This window comes from Jiulongibacter sediminis (assembly GCF_001306455.1).
Classification (GTDB): domain Bacteria; phylum Bacteroidota; class Bacteroidia; order Cytophagales; family Spirosomataceae; genus Jiulongibacter; species Jiulongibacter sediminis.
Genome location: NZ_LGTQ01000013.1, coordinates 1 through 23,268 on the forward strand (window position 1 = coordinate 1; position 23,268 = coordinate 23,268).

Below are 23,268 nucleotides of genomic sequence, written 5' to 3' on the forward strand. Positions count from 1 at the left end.
CCATTCAATGGGAAATGTCAGAAAATTGCTCAGCAAGTCCTGTTGTTTGGTCAGAAATATCGGGTGCCAATGGTGAAACTTTTAATCCTTCAACCCTTTACCAAACCACCTGCTACCGCAGAAAAGTGACTGATGAATGTGATGCCGAGGTTTACTCGAATATTGTTACGATTGAAATTGTTGACGATCCTAAGGTGATCGTCACAGCAGATGCTGATACTCTTTGCTCCGCAGAACCTTTTACTCTGACAGCCCAAGTAACTGGTGGAACTGGTACCTGTTACACCAGCTGGCAACGAAATTTGAATTCCTCTTCACCGGGCTCTCCCTTTTGGGAAGACATTTCGGGTGACACTTTTACTCAAGCCATATCCGGGTTTGAGAATACAACCGGAAGCCATATCTCGGTGTACTACCGGGCTATTTATGACTGCGAATTGACCAATTGTAATAAAGCAACTTCAGAGGCTGTGGAGGTCGTCATCCTACCTTCAAATGAGGTGACCCTGAATTTAACGGATACGACTATTTGTGCGGGGAACCCCGTTGAGCTGGTGGCCTCATCCTGCGGTGGCACTTTGGTATGGAATGATGGTTTTACAGAAGCTAAAAGAACCATTACCCCGACTCAAGATGCTGATGCTGTTTACACCGTAACCTGTTCGGGTTCTTGTGGATCCTATTCAGCTACGGCAACTATCAATGTGATTCAGGGCTTGCCTTTACTTGTGAACACTACGCCGTCAGCAGCTATTCAGCCTGATACTTTATTCTTTTCAGCCAAAGGAACCAACCTCCTTTGGTATTCTGCGAATCATCCGGATTCACTTTTATCAGCCGCACCGTATGAAACTGAAGTTGATGAATATACCTATTGGGTGAGTCAGTCTGACGCTATCTGTCAAAGCCCAAGATTGGAAATTAATTCAAGGGTCTATCCGAAACTGAATATCACTCTTCAAGCTTATGATCAATATGACTGTGAAGGCAATTCGGTAAATTTTCAAATCATTGCTGAAGGTGTGGGTGATCTGGTTTACCGTTGGCAACGGAAGCGGCCTGGAGAGGCAGATTTTACAGACCTCTCAGATGAAGACGATGGTATCAAAAATTCTCAACAGGCAACATTAAGGGTTTCAGCAATAGGGGATAAGGACAATCCGCACTTATCGCAGTACCGATGCATTGTAGGAGATTCAGTTTCAATTTTCTACACTAACCCTCGGACATTATATGCCAATGTGGTCAATCGAACTTTGCCAAATCTGGACGCCTGTGTAGGACAGGATTTTGAAATTGACCTGTATAGTTTCCTTGAGATTATCGGAGATATTCAGGGTTTTCAATGGCAGGTAAGAGATGAGGCTTTGGATGAATGGGTTGATCTTGCGGATGAAGGTTTTGTTTCCGGGACACAGACAAGCAAGCTTTCTTTTAAAAATCTTCAGGTTTGGCACTCCGGAAAATACCGATGCCGGATATTCTTCAACACAGGTGGCTTTGAGTGTATTGAAAATACAGATCAGACCTCTTTGACTGTGGGTGAATATCCTCAAAGACCTCCTGATCTAAGCGTTGAATACTGTCAGGGGGAGAGGACAAGGTCTCTAAGTTATAATGCCAAACCACACGATGATATCTGGTACCTCTCCAATGATGATTCAGATGTGGGAACCAATAAAGCTCCTAAAGTTTCATCAGATTCGGCGGGTACTTTCTTGTGGTATTTTGCTGCAGAGAGTGATGAAGGTTGTGCTAGCCCTAAAGCCAAATATACGATTACCATTCACCCTGAACCGCAAGCCCCGGATAACCGAACTCCCGCGGTGGTAAAAGAGGGAGATACTTTAGTTTTTGACGCTTCAGGAGAAAACCTCATTTGGTATCTGACGCGAACAGGGAAAAACTTTGAGCTCAATGTGCCGCCAACCTTTACTGAAGTCGATTTTTACGATTATTATGTTTCTCAAAGCTCTGAGTTCGGATGCGAAAGTCCAAGAACCTACATCGCCGCTGAAATCAGAGGTAACTTGGGCTTTACTGCTGATTTAGAAAATCTGGCTGATTGTGAAGGAAACTCGGTGCGGTTCAGGGCAAACCAAAAGGGTGTTCCTCCATTTACATTTCAATGGGAAAGAAAAAGACCTGGCGAAAATGAGTTTAGCCTCATAGAAGGTGAAACAGAAGATGAATTGCTGGTTTCAAATATCGGGTCTTCAAGCAATCCTCATTTGAGCGAGTACCGAGTTGTATTGACTGATTCTACAGGAGAAAGTGCGGTTTCAAATGCCGCAACTTTGTTTGTCAATAAAGTAGATGGTAGTATTCCCGATCAAACTTATTGTGCTGGATCAGGAATTAAAATTGATACCTCAGGTCTAATCGTTCAGGGTGAAATAGTTTTGATTGAACTTCAAAAGCAAGTGGGTAGGTCATGGATTGCAATTGCTGAAAGTGAGAATTTCAATTTTATTAATGTGCTTTCAGATAGTTTAATAGAGGGTGATTTCAGACTTCGGTTCACTTTTGCTTCCGAGTTTGGGGCTACATGTACTCGTAGCTCTACTGAGTTTAGCATTAACTTGTCAGAACTGCCGGAGAGCCCCGGAGCCATTGACCAAACAATTTGCCAATTCGGCTCTTTGAATTTGCCGGTTTACAGGGCTCTGACTTACCAATGGTATGATGCTGAGAAAAAACCAATTGAATCTGGAGCATTAACTCTGGCATCAGGAGATGATCAGCTCTTTTTCTACAGCTGGGTCAATATTGCGGGTTGCGAAAGCACCCTGGATTCCGTTAAGCTTAACGTGCTGAAAGCTCCGGTTTTAGAACTCCAGGATACGCTCTTCACTTTTTGTCGCTTTGCTCCGGAAGAATACCTCACGCTCAGTGATACAGCAGACTTTAACTGGTATCTTGATTCTTTATTGACCACCCCTCTTGATGAAGCTCCTTTGGTAGAGACCGCTGAATCAGGTACTACATTTTATTGGGTAACCTACACCAATAAAAACGGCTGTGGCAGCCTTCCGGTGAAAGTTACAGTTCAGGTAGAGGAATGCTTTCTGGGAGCCAGAGATGAAGATTGCAGGGAGCTCGTGATTGAAGAGGTAAGTGGGAATGACTGGTTATATTTTCACAGAGACAATGGTGAAATTGTATTTGCTCTTCACCCTAAAGGTCAAAACCTTGGAAGGATGGTGCTCAATTACAGACAAACGTCCTCATCAGATATTGAGACAGCTTTGGGTACGGTTTTTCTTCCCCGTTACTTTAATCTCAATAGTGAAAATGAATTTACCGAGCCGGTTTTGATCAGAGCCTATTATCAGAATCAGGAAATTGAGGATTATCTTGGTAGTGTAGAAGAGGAGGAGTTTAATGGAGGTTTGTTTCAGATTGTTCACTATGAAGGTATAAATGAAGACTGCTATTTTGAGAATAACGATAATTTTGAGGAAGGGGAAAGTTGGGTGATTCGTGAAGATCAGGATTTGCTTATGCAAAATGATGATTTTAGTTATTTTGAATTTGCTTTGAGTTCTTTCTCGGAGATTGGCTTTACTTCAAATCCTTTTGCAAAACTTGCTTCTTTTGAGTCAGCTTTTCAGGAAAACTCTGCATTGATTCAATGGCAAAAAAGAGATGAAGTACGACCTCTTGGATATTTTTTGGAGAAGAGTACGAACGGAGAGGAGTGGTTTAATGTTTCAACTTTTTCATCAGCTGACCCCTCTGAATTGACAGATTATTTGCTTTTGCAAAATGACTCGTACAACCGTCTTGTTTATCAGGATGCTGACGGTATACGTAAGATGATCGGGCAATTAGATATCACGAATTCATCAACTGAAACCAGGTGCTTCACTTATCCGAATCCATTTGTGGAATATGAAGATGTAAATCTTTACTTAAGTAATATTGAACCTGTTGAAATAAATGTATTGGATATTTCAGGGAAGGAGTATCCCGTGAAGATTGAAAATGAGGGTGACCTTCGTCAAAAAATAGACTTTCTTTCGGATATGATGGAGGGAGTTTATATTTTGGAAATTCTCGGAAATGACGAGAAGACCTGCCGATGGAAAATGATTCGGCAAAAACGGAATTAGAGACTTTATGACCCTAAAAAATATTTTCAAAGACAATTTCGCCAATAATGTATTCTCGGGCCTTGTGGTGTCACTGATTGCCTTGCCTCTCGGACTGGGACTTGCACTGGCTTCTGGTGCTCCGCCTGTATCAGGGGTAATTGCAGCTATTGTTGGTGGAATTCTCGTTTCTATTCTGGGTGGCTCCCATGTAACCATTACAGGGCCCGGCAACGGTCTTGTGGTTGCTGTTTTAGGTGCCATTACCGTTTTAGGGCAAGGTGATATGTATCAGGGTTACCTTTTTACTCTTGCGGCTATTATAATTTCAGGGGCATTAATCACTATTCTTGCTTTTTTTAATCTGGGGAAACTCTCAAATTTTTTCCCTGGCTCCGCTATTCAGGGGATGTTGGCGGCGATTGGTATCATCATTCTCTCAAAGCAGTTTCACATCATGGTCGGTAACCTCGATGCTACTGGTTCTCCGATAGAGCTTTTGCTTAGTATACCGAAATCTATCATTACCTGCTTTAATGACCCTGAAAGGCATGCTGCCGGAATTGCCGGTGTGAGTAGTTTGTTGATTATGGTTTTCTATTCCAGAATAAGAAACCGGTATTTTCAATTGGTGCCTGCACCTATGTGGATAGTTTTGATCTCAGTAGGCCTGGCTCATTTTTATGAGAATAAAGCCGGAATGGATCATCCTATTTCCAAAGAGTTTCTGGTTAGTATTCCGGAGAATGTGTTGTCAAATTTCCCAACGCCTGATTTCTCAAAAGTCCTCAATTTTGACTTCTTAACTGCGGTTTTTGCCATTACGCTGATTGCCAGCATAGAGTCTTTATTGTCTATTAAGGCCGTCGATAAATTGGATCCTCGAAGACGTCAGTCAAATGTGAGTAAGGATTTAAAAGCTCTTGGTTTGGCCACTGTTGTTTCGGGTTTTTTAGGAGGCCTTAATGTGGTTACGGTAATTGCCCGGAGTTCGGTAAATGTCAATAATAATGCGACCAACCGGTCTTCTAATTTCTTCCATGCCGTTTTTCTGATCTTGTTTATTCTACTCTTTCGTGAGCAATTGGAATACATCCCGTTCCCGGCTTTGGCAGCTATTTTGGTTTACACCGGTTATAAACTGGCTTCGCCTACTATTCTGGAGAGAATTAGTGATATTGGGAAAGAGCAGGTGCTTATTTTTCTGGTGACACTGGTAAGTACCTTGCTTACAAGTCTGATTGTTGGAATAGCCATTGGTATTCTTACCACTATTCTGGTTCATGTGGTTCTTACCAGAAGTGTGAAACTTTTCTTTCAAAACTTCACCAAAGACAATATTGAGTCATACAATGAAGAGGATGGTACCATGCATATTACGGTGAAGTATTTCTCCTCTTTTGTCAATTTTTTCAGACTAAAGAAAGTTTTGGATGCCTTGCCACCAAATAAGCGGGTGGTTGTTGATTTTTTGCAGTGCAATTTTGTGGATCATACCGTCATGGAAAACCTCTGGGACTATGAGCAGGTTTTTGATAAAAACGGGGGTGAGTTTGAGGTAGTAGGTCTGGATCTGCACAGTGCCGAGTCTTCACATCCATTTGCTCTGAGAAGAGCCCTGAAGTATGTCCCATTTGTAAAAGAACCAGGTTCTCAAACAAAAAGACAGCAACAGATCAGCAGCTTCATGGAAGACAAAGGTTGGAGTTTCTCGATCGAGAATGATTTCCATATGTTCTTTTTGAGAGATTTTAATTATTTCAAAACCCGTCAGGTCGATCATTTATATAACATCGGTCAGGATAAAAAGAAGATTTTCAAACTCTTTGATATTGAGTATTCAGAAGGGGCTTTTATACTTGAAGAAGAATTGCACGCCACGATGTTGTATATCAATACAGGAAAGAAAATACCAGCATTTACCTTAGATAAAGGCGATTTGTACGAGCGACTACAATACCTGAGCGAGTATCGTGAGATTAAGTTTAAATCTTTCCGGGATTTTGCGAAAAGGTTTACACTCAGAGGCGACAGTACCTTAAAAATCAGACGATTCTTTACTGATAATCTGGTGTTGTTTTTTGAAAGCAATAACTACTACCATATAGAGTCAAACGGCAAAGGTGGCCTTCTCATCATGGACAGAGAGCGGCATAGTGGAGTGGGTGAGATTAAAGGAATGGTAGATTTTGGTGTACGTCTGGCCTCATTAATTGACAAAGAACATCCGAAGAAAAATGGAGTTTGATTTTAAGAAATACCATGTTAGGGCAATGAACGCCTCCTCAGAAGAGGAAAAAGCCGGGATCAATAGAGAGCTCAAAGCGTACTATGAAAGCCTGTCCAAAGAACAGCAATCTAGGTTTAATGAAGAGCTTCAAAGCTTTCTGATTAAAGAAATGGCCAAGATAAAATCGGTTTATGAAGGAGTGAAAAGTCAGGATGCTTCCGATAATTGAGTATTAATTCCATTCTCAATTCGCTCGAATAAGGCTGTATATGTTCTGAGTCAGTTTTTGAAAGTCGCAGGTTTATTAAATTAGTGACTTTAACAGATAAACCTTCATGCTCGCCATAAAACCTCTTAATGACCTTTCCATTTATCTGAACCATCTGGTTAAACGTAGGTTATGGCTAAAGGTGTTAATCGGGATGATTCTTGGGGCAGGTTTAGGTGTGCTCTTAAATCCTTCAACAGGTTTGGTTTCTGCAGAATTGAGTGAGAATCTGGCGAATTGGCTTGATTTACCCGGTAGTGCCTTTATGAAACTAACTCAAATGGTGATGATTCCCTTGATTTTTGCCTCCATTATCACTGGTCTGGTCAGTAATGTTTCAGATGATCTCAAAACTTTTGGGCTGGGGCTTTTACTCTATTTTATTTTTACAACAGTAGTTGCTATTTCTATAGGCTTATTGGTGGCTTTGGTTTTCAGACCTGGTCAATATGTAAACCAGTACGGCGGTTTCCCGGATGCAGAAGGTCATTTGCCGGAGGAGGGGGCTGTTTCAGTTTTTTCCAATATCCCCGAGGCTATATCCAATCTTATTCCGGCGAATCCTTTGGAGTCCATTCTTACCGGCGAAATGCTAAGCATCGTCATTTTTACGATTATTATTGGTGTAGCTATAACGCAATTGGAGTCTGAGATCGCAAGACCTTTAATTCGATTTGTGGAGGCGATTCAGAAGATCTGTATGGTAGTGGTAGGCTGGGCTATGCGATTGGTACCATATGCTGTTTTTGGTCTTATGGCTGCCCTTCTTTCACGTACGGGAATTGAAATATTTCTGGGGCTTGGGTACTATATGCTCGTGGTGATCCTGGGTTTGGTGCTTTTGCTACTGGTCTATATGCTATTGATCTTTGTTTTAACAAGAAAGAATCCCTTTACTTTTTTGAAAAATATAAGAGAGCCGCAATTGCTGGCTTTCTCAACAGCCAGTTCAGCCGCTGTAATGCCGCTTTCAATGAAAGCCGCAGATGAAAAACTTGGAGTGTCCTCAAAAATCAGTGATTTTCTTATACCCATTGGGGCAACTATTAATATGGACGGTACAGCTCTTTTTCAATGCGTTACCGTTCTTTTTATGGCTCAGGTATATGGTATTGAGCTCAGCTTTCTTAAAATCATCTTCATCATGGTTACTGTTGTTTCGGCAAGTATTGGTACCCCGGCTATACCCGGTGGCGGGGTGATTATTCTGACCACGGTTTTGGCAAGTTCAGGATTACCGGCAGAAGGGCTATTGGTGGTTATAGGTATTGATCGAATTCTTGGTATGTTCAGAACTGCCGTAAATGTCACCGGTGATCTGACTGCTGCCGTAATATTCAATAAATGGTTTGGGAGTTCAGAGGAAGTTTAAGCTTTAGAGTAAAAGAAACTATTTTTAACGAATGAACAGGAGAACTTTTCTTGCTGCTAATGCTGGATTACTGGTATCGCCGAAAATTCAAAAAGAGTGGCCAAAACGTTTTCTTTTCATTGGTGATAGTATTACCGATGGAAATAGGGGACGCAATGAAGATCCAAATCACATTTTAGGACACGGTTATGTCTTTAGTATTGCCAGCAGGTTAGGAGCCAAATACCCCGAGAAAGATCTGAGTTTTGTCAACAGAGGAATCAGTGGAAATACGGTCATTGATCTGCAAAATCGTTGGGTAGAGGACTGCCTGGAGCATCAACCCGAGGTGCTCACCATCATGGTAGGTATTAACGATTTCTACTATCAGTTGAAAGAAAATCGGGCCGACTGCACTCCACAAAATTATGAGAAGGTTTATCGGAAATTATTGATTGAAACCAAGTCGAAATTACCGGGGGTAGAATTGGTAATAATGTCTCCGTTTTTACTACCAATCGGCAAGGCTCATGGTTTGATGTATGCTTCGCATAAAACACTTTTTGAGCAATACCATAAGGCTTCGCAACAAGTAGCTGCCGACTTTGGAGCAACTTTCATTGACTTACAAAAAATGTATCTCGAAGAAGCCCGAATTCCCAATTTTGAATACTGGATATGGGATGGAATTCACCCCACCTACAGCGGTCATGAACTGCTGACTCAGGCTTGGTTTAGAGCTACAGGGTATCGTTAAATCTCAAACTTAATCCCCTGAGCCAAAGGCAACTCTTTACCATAATTAATGGTACAGGTCTGCCGCCGCATGTAGGCTTTCCAGGCGTCTGAGCCACTTTCGCGGCCGCCGCCGGTCTCTTTTTCACCACCAAAAGCTCCGCCGATTTCCGCTCCGGAGGTTCCGATATTAACATTGGCAATACCGCAATCAGAGCCATTGACAGATAAAAACTGCTCTGTTTCCCGAAGGTTCAGCGAGAAAATAGCCGAGGACAAACCTTGTGGTACATTATTCTGAATCCTAATGGCCTCATCAAGAGTTTTGTACGGAATCAGATAAAGAATGGGGGCAAAAGTCTCGGTTTTGAGAATAGGCATGTCAGCTGAAGCCTCTATGATGGTGGGTTCGATATAACAGTCGGTCGTATAGTTTTCTCCTTTTAATTGTCTATTACCACAAAGTACTTTTCCACCTTGTTTTTGAGCTTCCTCAATAGTATTGAAATAGGCATCCACTGCTGATTTGTCAATCAAGGGCCCTACATGATTTGTAGTGTCCAGTGGATTGCCGATTTTGAGTTGAGAATACGCTTTGACCAATTGCTCTTTGAGCTCCTCAAAAATATTTTTATGAATAATCAATCTCCGGGTGGAAGTACACCTTTGCCCGCAAGTTCCTACGGCTCCAAAAACAATGGCCGGGATGGCTTGCTGGAGGTCAGCATTTTCAGTGACAATAATGGCGTTGTTGCCGCCAAGTTCAAGCAGACTTTTGCCGAGTCTGCCAGCAACTGTGGTCGCAACTGATTTTCCCATTCTGACAGATCCAGTAGCAGAAACAAGATTGATTCTTTTGTCTTCTGCTAGCATTTGACCTACTTCTTTATCTCCCATGATCAGGTTTGAAATACCTTCTGGCAAATTGTTTTCTGCCAGAACCTCAGAAAAAAGGTATTGACAGGCAATCGCCGTAAAAGGCGTTTTCTCCGAGGGTTTCCAGATACACACATTGCCGCATACCCAGGCGATGGCTGTGTTCCATGCCCAAACGGCAACAGGGAAATTGAACGCTGAAATAATACCGACTATACCCAAAGGGTGCCACTGCTCCAGCATCCGGTGTTTGGGTCGTTCGGAGTGCATCTGCAGGCCATAAAGTTGACGCGAAAGACCAGTTGCAAAATCGCAGATATCAATCATTTCCTGAACCTCGCCGAGTCCCTCTTGAAGGCTTTTTCCCATCTCGTAACTGACGAGCTCGCCAAGGTCATTCTTGTGCTCCCTAAGTTTTTGACCGTACTGACGAACAATCTCGCCTCTGGCCGGAGCTGTGGTGTTTTGCCATGTGAGTTTGGCTTCCAGAGCTTTGTTTACAATGGCATCGTATTCTATTTTGGTACAGGCCGTCACCGAACCCAGCGATTTGCCATCTACCGGCGAACTAATTTGAAACTCCCGACCATTGCCTTTGAAAAATGACTGGCCCGTGCTGAGGCCTTCCAGTGTTTTTATCTTATTGAAAAGTGGGTTCATTTAACGTTCAGTTTGTGTTGAGAAGGTGCTTTCGAAGATTTTATCTGCATTGCCCGTTTCAAAACCATCTCTGAGATGCTCTCGCTTAAGTTCATTTTGAGGCAAATGCTGAAACTCAGGCAGAGGTCTTCTTTCGGCAAATTCAAGATAACTGCCGGGAATCATTGTTGTTTTTCCGTTGGCAAAAGTGGCCTCCACCTTATCGGCTACTGTGCTGCTTTGCAATAGCATTCCATCGGGACTCTTCTTGATTTTGCCCCCGGCGTCATTGAGTTTGACACCCAGAGATTCCAGAAAATCATTGAATTGCTCCAGCGTGTTGTAGCCCCTCGGCAAAGCATGAACGCTGATGGTGTAATGGTTGAGATAATACCGGTTATAAATCACCCATGCGGCATACTCGCTCTCCCGGTTTAGCTGGTAGTAATCTTCATAAGTCGGAAGCTCCCAGAGTGACTTTTCAAAGAAATGACCGACCTCTTCCACATTATCAAGGTTCAGGCTATCCACCGGGTCCCTGGTAAGAAATGATGTATACGAGTGAATAATCTCCTGAGCATTTGGGCTCAAATCGCCAACCCGAAGCTCAGAAATGAAAATTCTCGGGTACTCTTCAGATGGTGGGGAATACCACCATGCATTGAGTTTTTTACCTTCAAAATGAAAATAGTCTCTCTTCTCATAGCCGTAATGAAGAAAAATCTTCTCAAAAGAGCTGACGCCCAAATGCGGCACACCGAGGGTTCTGAACGCAATGTGATCATTGACGATGTCTGATCGTTCTTCAATGATTCCATGAGCCAGCATAGCCGTCATGATTTTATCAACCACCGGCACCCGTTCTTCGTAGGGTTTGAAAAGCCGATTTAGGATGGCAGAGAGTTTGTTGTTTTCTTCAAATTTCATAGAGTTAAAGTTTAGTCTTCAGAAAAGAGGCCTCCGGATTTTGTTTTTAGAAAAGCATCAAACGGAATTTCCTCCTGTTTTATGAAGCCGGAAGTTTGCAGACTACCTTCATTGACCATTTCTACAACGGCTGCAATAGAGGCCGCGGTGGTCCAGCTGATAGCACGCCAGGTTTTTCCGGCAATTTCTTTCGGTGAATAGGTCTTGTAAAATTCGCTTCTCGACAATTTCTTGTTGTGCCAGCCTTCCACCACAGCATATACGTAAACAATATCCTCTTTTACGGGTGGTTTTGCGTTTTCCAAAATGGCAGTCAGTTGCTCCTTTTTGTCTTTCATAATGAGCTCCTGAATCAGAAATCGCATCAGTTTACAATGCCCAGGATAGCGGATAGTTTTATAATTCAAGGTATCCACCTTGCCCTCGTAGGTCTCACACATGGTGCCCAAACCACCCGAAGTGGTAAAGGCCTCAAACTCTTTTCCCTCAATATTGATATACTCCAGACCGTCTAGTGAGGTGACCATTTTCCGTTCACCGTTATGAATGGCCTCGGCGTCATTGATATATTCATTGATCACGCCCTGGGGCGACCACGTAAACGAATAAGCCAGAAGACCGTTGGGATAACGGGGGAGTGCCCCAACACGTAATTCAATATCCCTCAATTTATCAAATTCATGTGTCAGATTAGCTCCGACAATACCGATGAAGCCCGGAGCGAGGCCGCACTGTGGAGCCATAACGGTTTTGGTATTTTTAGCCAGATCGCGGATGTAATTTGTGGTTTCCACATCCTCCGTAAGGTCAAAATAATGTAAGCCTTTTTCGGCTGCTTTCAGGGCGACTGTTTTATTGAGAAAATACGGGAGTGCAGATACTACGGTGTCGAAGTCATTAAAGATGGAGTCCAGAAATTCGGGTGAACTCACATCACCTTGGATGACCTCAAAAGGAAGTTTGTATTTGTAGTGGGGTGGGTTTTTATCGAGGCCCTTGACGTCAAAATTTTTACTCAGTAGTACGCCAACAAGACTGCCGACTTTACCCATTCCCAGCACGAGAATGCGTTTCATAGGGTTCTGTTGTTTTAAGATGAAGTGAACTAAAAGTAAGCATTTTCGGGCTGAAAAACAATAGGTTATCCACGACGTTTTTGGAGTAATTGTGATTGAAAGTCAACCTATTGTAATTGAATCTTAAAGCTGTTTATGCTTACCAGCGGATAAAATTATGTTGGACTTTTTTCAGAAGGGTTATAAGCTTTTTAACTTAAGGTCTGTTTTTTTTAAAATCGCCGAGCGATTGATGTCCCGGGTATCGTTTTACCCGGTTTGCAAAATGCCAAAACGAAATAAAACCTAACCTAATCAATAACCACTAATGAAGAAAAGAATCAATTTATTTCTAATCTTTCTGATTGGCTCTTTCGGGTCACTTGCCCAAAGTAGTCAGGAAAGACTCAGTATCAGTAGCAGTATGGATTCCACCATCCTGAATCAAATAAAAAGTCAATTTCAATTAAATTACGATAAAAGAGAGCGTGAGATAGGCCAGTATCTTATCAAGAACCCCGAACAAAAAAGGAGTTTTGTGAAAGACGGGTCTGTCTACTATCTACAAAGAATTGATGCAAACGGAACTCCCATTTACATAAATACTAAAAACAAAGCTTCTGGAGAACTTATAAAGGCCAATCAGTTATACACCGGAGGTTCTCTTGGGGTTAATATAGCCGGGCAGAGTATGATTGCAGGTGTTTGGGATGGAGGACAGGTGAGAGCCTCGCATGAATTGTTAAGTGGTAAAGTAGGCATGCAAGCAGGTCAGACGTATGATGGTAGTGCCAGCAATTATGCAGGAAATAATCATCAGACGCATGTAACAGGAACAATAGTAGGAAAGGATATTGTTAATCAACCTTCTGCGAGAGGGATAGCTTTTGAAGCCTCGGCTCAAAATTACGACTGGGACAATGACCTGGCTGAAATGGCTACTTTTGCCTCTGGAGGATATTTGATTTCAAACCATTCCTATGGTTATTCCAATGATAATACGCTTCCCGAATGGTTGTTCGGAGCTTATGATTATCAGGCCCAGCAATGGGATTTGCTTCTGAAAAACGCCCCAAATTATTTGCCTTTTATTGCGGTAGGGAACGAACAACAGTTCAACGGAAACTCTGCCAAGGCTGGCTATGATTTGATCACAGGAACTTGTGCTGCAAAAAATGTAATGACCGTGGGAGCTGTAAACGGGGATAAAACCATGTCTGATTACAGCAACTGGGGCCCCACAGATGACGGGCGTTTGAAGCCTGAAATAGTGACCAAAGGTACCGGAATTAATTCATCTTATTTTGCGGATCAAAACACCAATCAGCCCTCTGATGTTGCTTACAGTGGTAACGGAGCCAACAGCAGCGGAACCTCTTATGCTTCTCCGGCTGCTGCGGGGGCTGGTCTCCTGTTGCAACAATATTATAATAGTTTGCATGGCTCCTATATGAAAGCGGCAACACTGAAGGCTCTGATGTTAACCACAGCTGAAGATTTGGGTCAACCTGGCCCTGATAATAAGTTTGGCTGGGGCCTTCTAGATGTGGAAAAGGCTGCGGATGCTATTAAAAGTAAGAGTAGTGCTGGAAACCCAACTGCTCAGCAGGTGAGCGATACAGATTCTAAAGGTTCTTTTATTGAAGAGATTACGTATAATATTGCCAATAATGGTCTAGCCGAACGGGAGGTGTCAGTGACGGCCGATGGAAGTGTACCATTGATCGTAGGAATTGCCTGGACAGATGATGAAGGTACGGAACAAACAAGTGCCGAAGGGGTTGATCCCACAACCTCCCGTCTGGTTCATGAGTTTGACCTACTGGTCAGGAATGTAAACTCAAGCAATGATACAAGGCCTTGGAAGCCAAGCGTTATGTCGAACAGAACAGCTAATGCAACTCTTCAAACCGGGTGGTTTGATGGAAACAATAATAATTATAAGCAGGTAAAAATTGATAATCCAGTTGCCGGTGCCGAGTATAAAATATTCATCCGAAAAAAAGCGAGTTCGCCGGCTGCTTTAAAGGCTATTTCTTTGGTAGTAACCGGTACATCGCAAACGGCCTGTCCACAAACTTTGACTTTAACAAACCCAACGCATAATGTTTCCACAGGAATTCAGGTTTTTCAGGCTGTTCAAACTGTTGTAGCGAGCAACGTAATAAGTGGAAGTGCCGATGTAGTTATGAGGGCTGGTAATTCAATTGAATTAAAACCAAGTACTTCTGGTGGCGGCAATACTTTTGAGTCAGGAAGTGGAACTAAGTTTTTAGCCACTATTGGGGGCTGTGCGAACTAAATTTTTCCAGATATAAACTAATATAAATTCCATCGGATGATTTCATCCGATGGAATTTGATCACGAACTACACTTCAAATCCCTTCCGGTATTCACGTCCCACAAACTGGTTCGCTTCTTCGAGGTTAGTGATACGGGTGTTTTCGCCGTCCCATAGTAGTTTTTTGCGGGCGAAGAAATCTCCATTTTTGTCTTTCAGCATATAACTTCTGATCGCCAGGTTACCCATTAACACGGTTTCGGTCATTGGGCCGGCGTAGTCAAATGAGGAGGTTAAGCCTTTATGCTCTTTGCTGCCAAAACCCGCTTTGCAGGCATCCACCCATAGTCTCTGGTGGCCGTATTCCGGTTCATCGTTTGGCTCGGTTTCAGGGCCAAACTCTGTAGTGCCGTCGTTGAGGTAAAGTTTTGGCATCAACGGCGAGCTGTCATTGATATTGGTGCTGATAATTCCTTTTTCACCGATGATGAGTACCCCATTCGCACTGTTCTTTCCTCCGATATCATTATTAGCCGGGATAATATCAGGGTGTGACGGACGAATACCACCATCTGACCAGGTCATTTCTATTGGTGATTTACTTTTATCGGTCGTTCCGAAATGTAACGTGATAAACGACGAAGCCGGGCAGCCCTCAGGGTGATAATCCGGCGTCCACATTTGTGAGAAAACGGAGCCCACACTGCATTCGGCATCAGTTGGGTACATCAACCCCAGCGTTCTGAATGGAATATCAATCAGGTGACATCCTACATCGCCTAGGGCACCGGTACCGTAATCCCACCAGCCACGCCAGTTAAACGGGTGCAAATTGGGTACGTAAGGTTTTAGCTCGTTTGGTCCGAGCCAAAGGTTCCAGTCCAGCGTTTCGGGTTTCTGGCCAGGGTCTGCTTTCGGCATTTCTCCCCCTTGTGGCCATACAGGTCTGTTGGTCCATACTTGTACCTTAGAAATTTTCCCGAGTTTTCCACTGTCTATCCAGCCTTGAACCATGCCCAAAAGTGGGTTTGATCCCCCTTGGTTGCCCATTTGAGTCACTACTTTTTGCGAACGTGCCAGTTCCGTCAAGATTCTGGCTTCGCGGATATTGTGCGTCAATGGTTTTTGAACGTACACATGCTTATTTCGATCCATGGCGTATTTGGCCGCAGGTCCGTGAACATGATCAGGGGTTGAAATAGTTACGGCATCGATATCTTTTTGTTTGTCCAGCATTTCCCGGTAATCGGCATAAAGTTTTGCCTTCGGAAAACGCTTTACCGATTCTTTGGCGGATCCACCGAAATCCACGTCACAAAGGGCCACTACATTTTCCCGGCCGTTTACCGAGGCATTCCTGATATCGGAAGCTCCTTTTCCGCCTGCACCTATGGCGGCCAGATTCAGTTGATCACTTGGAGCTGTAAAGCCTACACCACCAAGAACGTTCCGGGGCACAATAAAGAATGATGATGCAATAGCTGATTGTTTGATGAACTCTCTCCTTGAGTTTTGAGTCTTTCTCTTTTTCATTAGACGGGTTGAAGTAAATTGAGGGATCAATTTAAGAGCAATCTCATGAAATAACTAAAGGAGTTCTTGCTTTTACATCTGAATGCCCGCAAAATGTCGATGACTTTCTAAGCTTTCTCTTTTAGCGTTTCTAAAATCTGTTGAAGAGCTTTTCTGAGGCCCACCGCCTGCTCGGCAGATTGGCCTTCACTCGAAAAGTTGCTCATGATTTCTTGTGGAATACATACGGCTTCTTCTTTCATCTGCTGTCCCTTTGGGGTCAAAGAAACAATGACTTTTCGTTCATCTTCACCCGAACGTTCTCTTGACAAAAGCCCCTTTTGCTGCATTCTTTTCAAAAGCGGCGTGAGGGTATTTGTGTCCAGCAGCAGTCTTTCTCCCAATTCTTTTATCATTTGACCGTCACGCTCCCACAGCACCAGCAGCACCAGATATTGCGGATAGGTGATGTTTAGTTTTTTGAGAATAGAGGTGTAAAGCTGGTTTGTCAACCGGCTTATGGCATAGAAATGAAAACAAATCTGGTTTTCAAGCAGCAGATTTTCACTTTTCAAACTCATATACTTAGGTTAGCTTCAATGTACTTTTCAATATCCTCGGGTTTGGTTGTCGGGGCAAAGCGTTTGATGGGCTTGCCGCTCGCGTCAATCAAAAACTTAGTGAAGTTCCATTTGATACGGCTTCCGAAAAGGCCGCCAAGGTTCTTTTTGAGGTATTTGAAAATAGGATGAGCGTTATTGCCGTTTACTTCAATTTTCTCAAACATCGGGAAACTCACGCCATAATTGATTTGGCAGAATTCCTGAATTTCATCTGAACCACCGGGTTCCTGACCGCCAAACTGATCGCAGGGAAAGCCGAGGATAACGAGATTTTTGTCTTTATACTTCTGATAAAGACTCTCCAAACCTTCGTATTGAGGGGTAAGCCCGCATTTACTGGCGGTATTGACCACCAAAACGGTTTTGTTTTTAAAGTCTTCCATTTTAACGGGCTTACCGTTTAGGGAGCTTGCTGTGAATTGATAAAATTCCATGTTGTTATTTTTTATTGAGAATAAATTTCAAAGCTCCTGTTGACCAAAGGGCCCACAAGATCAAAACCGGTTGAAAAAATAACCGGATTAGTCGTTTTAGGTCGGTATCAAGCCCGAATGCATCAATTCCATTCATATACTGGGCGATATTCCCGGGAAAAATGAGTACATAAAAAATGGCCAGTGCTATTCCGGTTTCAACTCTGTGTTTCTTCCAGAAAATCATCGAAAGCCCGAGTGCTATTTCTATTACTCCCGACGCTAGCACGACGAAGTCTTTACTGAAGGGTAACCAGTCTGGCACCTGAGCCTGAAATTCAGCCCTTTGAAAAGTGAAATGACCAATGGCCGCAATAACCATAAATGACCCAAGTATAATTCTCAGAATGTTCTGAGATGTGGAGGTAGGTAAATTCATATCGAGTAAGATTATGTCGTGTACGATAATAAAACGATTAATTTGAAAAGACGTTCATTTTGAGCTGCGATTTTCTCAATTCGGACTAATTTTAATTTGATTCGCAAAACTACTCTTCTATTTTGTGCACTACGTATATAGACGATTGAAATAAAATATACGCCTGTAAGTAATTCGTTGTGAAGCTATTGAGAATGAGACTGTTGAGCTTTCTTATTACTTTTGACTGATGACAATAAATATTCCTAACTTCGAGCCGAATCTTTTACCCACAAAAATGAAAATCTGCATTTCGCTACTTTGTCTGATCGGCTCCTTTTTAGGCTATGGTCAAAGGCCTGTCGATTTGGTTTATCCTCACCTTGATGCGGCCAACTCCCGTTGGTTTTTTTTTAATTCTGCTAGTCGTCCTTTTGGGATGGTTAATCTCAGTCCGGACAATGAAGTGAATGGAGCCTGGAATGCAGGTTACCGGTACAAAAAAGATAGCATTAAATGTTTCAGTCATATTCATGCCTGGCAGCTATCCGGTATTCCGGTTTTACCGGTTTCAGGTGAGTTTAAAGGGCATTTGGGGGCTGATGTTTATGGTTCTTCTTTCAGTCATGATGTTGAGATTGTAAAACCTGGCTACCATAAAGTGGTGCTGGATTCTTATGGCATTACCGCCGAACTGACTTCCACTACTCGTGTTGGTTTTCATCAATATAGTTTCCCTGAAGCGGCAGAGAGCCATATTCTTTTTGATTTTTCAACTTTCCTCGGTCCGACAGATACAGAGAGGGGCTATGTTAAAAAAGTCAACGACACAGAAATTGAAGGTTACGCCATCATGGGTCCGACGATCAGACGTCCAAAAAGTTTTAAGGTCTATTTCGTTGCACGCTTTGACCAGCCTTTTGAACAAATAAGAGCGTGGGAAAAAGGAAAACTGAAAGAATTTGAGAATAATTTAATTGAGGGTGAAGACATCGGGGCATACGTCAGTTTTGCTACGCAACAAAATGAAAAACGGAAAATGAAAGTGGCTATTTCGTATGTCAACACTAATCAGGCTCGCCTGAATATGGACACAGAGTTGCCACATTGGGATTTTGAGGAATGTGTTAGGGAAAGTCAGGAGCAGTGGAATGAAATGCTAAGCCGTATAAAAATTGAGGGCGGTACTGAGAAAGAGCAACGCCGCTTTTACACCGATTTATGGCATGCTTTGCAGGGCCGGAGAATTGTATCTGACGTAAACGGCAAGTACATTGACTACACTGGTGAGCGACCAAAAGTAGGTCAGATTCCACTCAATGAAAATGGAGAACCTAAATTTAATCATCACAACTCTGATTCGTTTTGGGGGGCACAGTGGACACTCAATACGCTATGGCATTTGGTTTATCCTGAGGTGACGGAAAGTTTTGTGAATTCTATGTTACTGATGTACGAAGATGGCGGTTTGATTCCTCGTGGGCCGTCAGGCGGAAATTATACTTATGTCATGACCGGAGCCGCAACTACGCCTTTTGTAAGCAGTGCTTATCTCAAAGGCTTGAAAGGTTTTGATGCTGAAAAGGTTTATGAAGGCCTTCACAAAAATCATTTTGAAGCAGGAATGATGAGCAAAGCGGGTTATGAGCACAATACCATAAAGGGCGGAGGAGTAGAGTATTATATCAATCAAGGTTTTGTACCACATCCACTAAGTGAAAGACGTTATGGTTTTCATCAGGATGGAACTACGCAAACTTTGGAATACGCCTATCAGGATTTTGCCTTAGCACAAATGGCTCAAAAATTGGGCAAAACGGACGATTATCATTTGTTCATGTCGCGGGCAAAAAATTACAGGAATTTATGGAATGAAAACCTCAAAGTTTTCTGGAATCGGGATAAGGACGGTAACTGGGAAGCAAAACCGGACCTACTTAGATATGATCATGGTTTTGAAGAAGGTAATGCGGCTCAATACCGCTGGTGGGTGCCTCATGATATTAAAGGCTTGATTGATCTTTACGGAGGAAGAAAGGCTTTTATTGATACCCTCAATACAGCTTTTGAGAGAGCTGAAAAACATGATTTTGTATCGGGGAAAGCTCATGATCAGGAGCTTCAGGAAGAACTGAGGAGGGTTTATATTAATTACGGTAATCAGCCGAGCATAGAAACGGCATTTTTATTCTCATATGCCGGTGCTCCCTGGCTAACGCAGTATTGGAGTAGAAAAGTGGTAAACAAGGTTTACAGCGACCTTACGCCGGAACTCGGTTACAGCGGTGATGAAGATCAGGGTTTGATGGGAAGTTTAGCTGTACTCATGAAAATAGGTTTGTTTTCGGTGAACGGTGGTACTACGGATCAACCGTTTTATGAAATAGGAAGCCCTGTTTTTGATAAAGTGACGATATCGCTGAATCCTGATTATTATCCAGGAGAGAGTTTTGTCATAGAGGCTGCCGGTAATAACCATGATAACGTTTTTGTGCAGGCAGCAACCTTAAACAATACTAAACTCAGAAAGGCTTGGTTACCTCATGAAGAACTTGTCAAAGGAGGAACACTGAAATTACAAATGAGCAACAAGCCCAATAAAAAGTGGGGCAAAGCAGAAGTATTGGCTCCGCCATCGATGTCAAATTAACTTTTAAAGACATGAAGAAAGTGTTTAAATGGATAGGGATTCTGGTTGCGGTTTTAATACTGCTGGTTGTGGTTTTTGCTTTTCTACCCGTGATACCTTTGAAAACGCATGCTAATTTAGATCCTGAAAAAGTAAAGGAGTTGAGGGCTTCTGAACCGGATGAAAACCTTTCCTTTACTACTTCTGACGGTTTGACTTTGTTTGTGAGACAATGGTTACCGGATAGCACCATTGCAGAAAAAGAAAAAACAGCAATTCTTATTTTTCATGGTGTTACTGCTCATTCCGGTCCCTATGAAATGACAGGCAGACCCTTCTCGGCCAGAGGTTACACCACCTTTGGCCTTGACTACCGCGGGCACGGTCTTTCTGATGGTCCAAGAGGTGATTACGAAAGTCGGGAGAAATGGAAAAAAGATTTAGCGGAGAGCGTGGCTTTTGTCCGTAGTCAGGGTTTTGAAAAAGTGATCATTCTGGGGCATAGCCTTGGTGTGGCAGCGGCTATTTACTGCACTCAGGAAGTGCCGGATCAAATTGACGGACTTATCCTTTTGTCTGGTGGATACCGTGGCAAAGAGGGTGTGAGAGATGAGCCAACGTTACTTCAAAAACTTCATATTCTAAGCAACAGCCTTCTCAGGCCGGGTTATCCGGTGGTTCACTATTTTAGAGACGGGATGACCGGCAGAAATGATCCATTGTTTAACTTCAGTTACACCCTCCGTTTTTTGACCATGGTTGACAGAGAACTGCTGGGTCTGCCCCAAAATCTTAATGTACCGGTTTTGGTGGCGGTAGGTGATCAAGATGAGCTTTTTGATGTAGACGCTGTTAAGGAAGTTTTTAACGATGTCCCGTCTGCAAATAAGGACTTTTTAGTTCTTGAAGGTGCTGCTCATGCCCGTTTTCCTGAAGAAAGCTGGGAGACCATTGCTGATTGGCTGGATGGTAATTTCTGAATAGAAAAGCTAACTTAAGGTGTAATTTGGAAATTAATTGAAAAATGAAGGCTTGAAAAGATGATTGTAACCAAAGGAATACGGTTTTCAAATTTATTGAAATGGAGTGGGCCTCACATTATCTGGCTACTCATTTTGATGACCTCTATTACGCTTTTATATGAATTCGAGTTACTCTCTTTCAGTATTCCATGGTTACCGATTTCGGTGATAGGTACTGCAGTCGCATTTTATGTAGGTTTTAAAAATAATCAGGCCTATGACCGCATGTGGGAAGCCCGCAAGATATGGGGTGGAATTGTGAACGACAGCCGCTCCTGGGGAATGCTGGTAAATAGTTTTGTGTCAAATCTGTTTATTGAAAAACCGCTATCTGAAAACGAGTTACATTCCATAAAGCAACGTCTCATTTACCGGCATATAGCCTGGCTGTATACCCACAGAAATCAACTGCTGGCACCTACATCATGGGAGCATATTAGTCAGGGCGGGCACCTGGCCAGAACGGCAGAATTTTATCAGCGAAAATTTGGGGTAGGCCTTGTGGATGATCAGATTGAGGGGGCTGACCCCGTAAAGTTTTTGTCTGAGGGTGAGTTTGAAAAAATAAAGCTTCTTAAAAATAAGGCTACTCAACTCATCAACAGTCAGGGTGATGATTTATCAGAGCTCCGTAAAAATGGGCTTATTGATGACTTCAGGCATATGGAAATGGCTAAAGTGCTGCAGAATTTTTATACGCTTCAGGGTAAAAATGAGCGAATAAAGAAGTTTCCTTTACCGAGGCAATATGCCAATATGAGCAGATATTTTGTGGGCATTTTTATTGCTCTTCTGCCTTTCAGTATGATTCCGGAACTGATGAAAGTGGGTGACTGGGGGCTATGGCTGTCCATACCGATTACTGCTTTAATCGGTTGGGTGTATGTTATGATGGAAATTGTTGGCGATTACTCTGAGAACCCTTTTCAGGGAATGGCAAATGATATACCGATGCTTTCCCTGTGTCGTACAATTGAAATTGATCTTCGGGAAATGCTGGGAGAAACAGATCTTCCGCCTTCAATAGAAAGCAAAAATGGGGTTTTGATGTAATTCAAAACTCAAAAAAAGAGCACTTGCAATTAGCAAATGCTCTTAATAAATTCAATGACTATCTGATTTTCAGAAATCAATCAAAGCCCTTAGTTTGTGATAGACTTCGTTGTTTTCATAAATACCTTGAAAAAGCTCGGCTCCCGGACCCATAGCAAAGATTGGGACCATAGTGGCCGTATGTTGGTCAGTCACAAACTCCACATTTAACTGATCTTGCGTTGCTCCTTTGGTCACAGCTGTGCCACCGGTTTCGTGGTCGGCCGTGACGATGAGTAAAGTGTTTTTATCTTTTTTGACAAAGTCAATGGCGATCTGAAGAGCTTCGTCAAAGTCCAGTTGCTCGGCAATCATCATTTCTTTGTCATTTCTGTGGCCAGCCCAGTCAATATATGATCCTTCGGCCATAAGAAAGAAGTTCTCTTTTTTGCCTGAAAAGTATTGAATAGCCGTATTCAGGGTTTTCGGGAAGTAGTCATCACGGCCTTCGTGTCTGCCTGGCAAGTTGGTTTCGTGAACGAGATATGCATATTTCTGAGAAGAATTTATCTGATCATAACGGACGGTGGTGTCTACCTGATAACCTCTTTTTTTGAGATCATCCAAGTAATTCATCCCATCAGCTCTTGAGGTAAAATATTGTCTTCCGCCACCGGCGACAAAATCAACTCCGGAAGCCGGTAACTGAGCCGCTATGATTTCATGTTGGCCTCTGTCAGTGGCATGTGCATAAAAACAAGCTGGTGTGGCATCGGTGATAGAACAAATGCTAATGAGGCCCGTGGCAAAGTTTTTGGCCTCTAGTTGCTCAAGAATAGTGGGGATGGCCACCGAATCTGTATTTACAGAAATAGCTCTGTTAAATGATTTTTGCCCAGTTGCATAGGCTGTTGCTGCCCCTGCAGAATCAGTTACCTTTTGAACGGCAGAGGAGGTTTTAACGAAGCCGATATGCTTAAACTGCTCAAAAGCCGAGGGCGAACCTTTGAAATGAATGGCCGTTGATATTTGCGAAAGGCCCATGCCATCCCCAATCATGAAAATGACATTTTGAGGTTTTTGCTGAGCAATAGTTGAAAATGAAATAGCAAAGAGAAAAAGTGTTGTTTTTAGTTTGTTCATGCTGTTGAAATTAAATGAG

At 42.8% G+C, this 23,268-nt stretch carries 17 protein-coding genes; 9 read left to right on the forward strand and 8 right to left on the reverse strand.

The genetic code is table 11. The features are described from left to right. The first annotated feature begins 14 nt into the window (after nt 1-14). The 5 genes from AFM12_RS16390 to AFM12_RS16410 all read left to right on the forward strand — a co-directional run bounded on the left by AFM12_RS16390 (nt 15) and on the right by AFM12_RS16410 (nt 8,700). On the forward strand, nt 15-4,115 hold the full coding sequence (locus AFM12_RS16390) for a DUF8696 domain-containing protein (RefSeq protein WP_131458425.1): 4,101 nt from the start codon (nt 15-17) through the stop codon (nt 4,113-4,115). Between the two features lie 7 nt (nt 4,116-4,122). Continuing rightward, nucleotides 4,123-6,342 (forward strand): SulP family inorganic anion transporter, encoded by a 2,220-nt coding sequence (locus AFM12_RS16395; RefSeq protein ID WP_055150408.1) that lies wholly within the window; start codon nt 4,123-4,125, stop codon nt 6,340-6,342. Further along, nucleotides 6,332-6,553 (forward strand): hypothetical protein, encoded by a 222-nt coding sequence (locus AFM12_RS16400; RefSeq protein WP_055150411.1) that lies wholly within the window; start codon nt 6,332-6,334, stop codon nt 6,551-6,553. The genes AFM12_RS16395 and AFM12_RS16400 overlap by 11 nt, the downstream gene beginning before the upstream one ends. A 106-nt stretch (nt 6,554-6,659) precedes the next feature. Then, nucleotides 6,660-7,964 carry a dicarboxylate/amino acid:cation symporter gene (locus tag AFM12_RS16405; protein ID WP_055150414.1) on the forward strand — a complete coding sequence of 435 codons (1,305 nt, stop codon included), beginning with the start codon at nt 6,660-6,662 and terminating at the stop codon, nt 7,962-7,964. Between the two features lie 31 nt (nt 7,965-7,995). Beyond that, entirely contained in the window at nt 7,996-8,700 is a 705-nt protein-coding gene (locus AFM12_RS16410; RefSeq protein WP_055150417.1) for an SGNH/GDSL hydrolase family protein, read from the forward strand. On the opposite strand, the gene amaB is transcribed toward AFM12_RS16410, so the two are convergent. From amaB to AFM12_RS16425, 3 genes are read right to left on the reverse strand one after another with little or no spacing between them, the layout of a single operon-like run. Beyond that, complete coding sequence (gene amaB, locus AFM12_RS16415; RefSeq protein ID WP_055150420.1) at nt 8,697-10,214, reverse strand: L-piperidine-6-carboxylate dehydrogenase; 1,518 nt, start codon at nt 10,212-10,214, stop codon at nt 8,697-8,699. The genes AFM12_RS16410 and amaB overlap by 4 nt on opposite strands. Beyond that, a complete protein-coding gene (locus tag AFM12_RS16420; protein WP_055150423.1) occupies nt 10,215-11,120 on the reverse strand; it encodes a DUF1338 domain-containing protein in 906 nt (301 codons plus the stop codon). 11 nt (nt 11,121-11,131) lie between these two features. Continuing rightward, nucleotides 11,132-12,196, reverse strand: a complete 1,065-nt coding sequence (locus tag AFM12_RS16425) for a saccharopine dehydrogenase family protein (RefSeq protein WP_055150426.1) — start codon at nt 12,194-12,196, stop codon at nt 11,132-11,134. A 307-nt stretch (nt 12,197-12,503) separates the two neighbouring features. Here AFM12_RS16425 and AFM12_RS16430 point away from each other — a divergent pair, with 307 nt between their 5' ends. Further along, the gene (locus AFM12_RS16430) at nt 12,504-14,477 is read left to right on the forward strand and encodes a S8 family serine peptidase (RefSeq protein WP_055150429.1); all 1,974 of its coding nucleotides are present in this window, start codon (nt 12,504-12,506) and stop codon (nt 14,475-14,477) included. Nucleotides 14,478-14,544: 67 nt separating this feature from the next. Here the strand turns inward: AFM12_RS16430 and AFM12_RS16435 are convergent, their stop codons facing one another. The 4 genes from AFM12_RS16435 to AFM12_RS16450 all read right to left on the reverse strand — a co-directional run bounded on the left by AFM12_RS16435 (nt 14,545) and on the right by AFM12_RS16450 (nt 17,444). Next, nucleotides 14,545-15,990, reverse strand: coding sequence for a Gfo/Idh/MocA family protein (locus AFM12_RS16435; RefSeq protein ID WP_055150432.1), 1,446 nt, complete (start codon nt 15,988-15,990; stop codon nt 14,545-14,547). A 107-nt stretch (nt 15,991-16,097) separates the two neighbouring features. Then, nucleotides 16,098-16,550 carry a MarR family winged helix-turn-helix transcriptional regulator gene (locus AFM12_RS16440; RefSeq protein ID WP_055150435.1) on the reverse strand — a complete coding sequence of 151 codons (453 nt, stop codon included), beginning with the start codon at nt 16,548-16,550 and terminating at the stop codon, nt 16,098-16,100. Further along, nucleotides 16,547-17,026 carry a glutathione peroxidase gene (locus AFM12_RS16445; RefSeq protein WP_055150438.1) on the reverse strand — a complete coding sequence of 160 codons (480 nt, stop codon included), beginning with the start codon at nt 17,024-17,026 and terminating at the stop codon, nt 16,547-16,549. The genes AFM12_RS16440 and AFM12_RS16445 overlap by 4 nt, the downstream gene beginning before the upstream one ends. A 4-nt stretch (nt 17,027-17,030) precedes the next feature. Beyond that, on the reverse strand, nt 17,031-17,444 hold the full coding sequence (locus tag AFM12_RS16450; protein ID WP_055150441.1) for a DoxX family protein: 414 nt from the start codon (nt 17,442-17,444) through the stop codon (nt 17,031-17,033). A gap of 277 nt (nt 17,445-17,721) precedes the next feature. On the opposite strand from AFM12_RS16450, the gene AFM12_RS16455 reads away from it, so the two are divergent. The 3 genes from AFM12_RS16455 to AFM12_RS16465 are packed head-to-tail and all read left to right on the forward strand — an operon-like array spanning nt 17,722 to nt 22,127. Continuing rightward, the gene (locus tag AFM12_RS16455; protein ID WP_055151216.1) at nt 17,722-20,073 is read left to right on the forward strand and encodes a GH92 family glycosyl hydrolase; all 2,352 of its coding nucleotides are present in this window, start codon (nt 17,722-17,724) and stop codon (nt 20,071-20,073) included. Between the two features lie 11 nt (nt 20,074-20,084). Continuing rightward, on the forward strand, nt 20,085-21,032 hold the full coding sequence (locus AFM12_RS16460; protein WP_055150444.1) for an alpha/beta hydrolase: 948 nt from the start codon (nt 20,085-20,087) through the stop codon (nt 21,030-21,032). A 60-nt stretch (nt 21,033-21,092) separates the two neighbouring features. Further along, entirely contained in the window at nt 21,093-22,127 is a 1,035-nt protein-coding gene (locus tag AFM12_RS16465) for a bestrophin family protein (protein WP_055150447.1), read from the forward strand. Between the two features lie 69 nt (nt 22,128-22,196). On the opposite strand, the gene AFM12_RS16470 is transcribed toward AFM12_RS16465, so the two are convergent. Then, nucleotides 22,197-23,249: an alkaline phosphatase gene (locus AFM12_RS16470; protein ID WP_055150450.1), complete on the reverse strand. Its 1,053-nt coding sequence runs from the start codon at nt 23,247-23,249 to the stop codon at nt 22,197-22,199. Between the last annotated feature and the right edge of the window lie 19 nt (nt 23,250-23,268).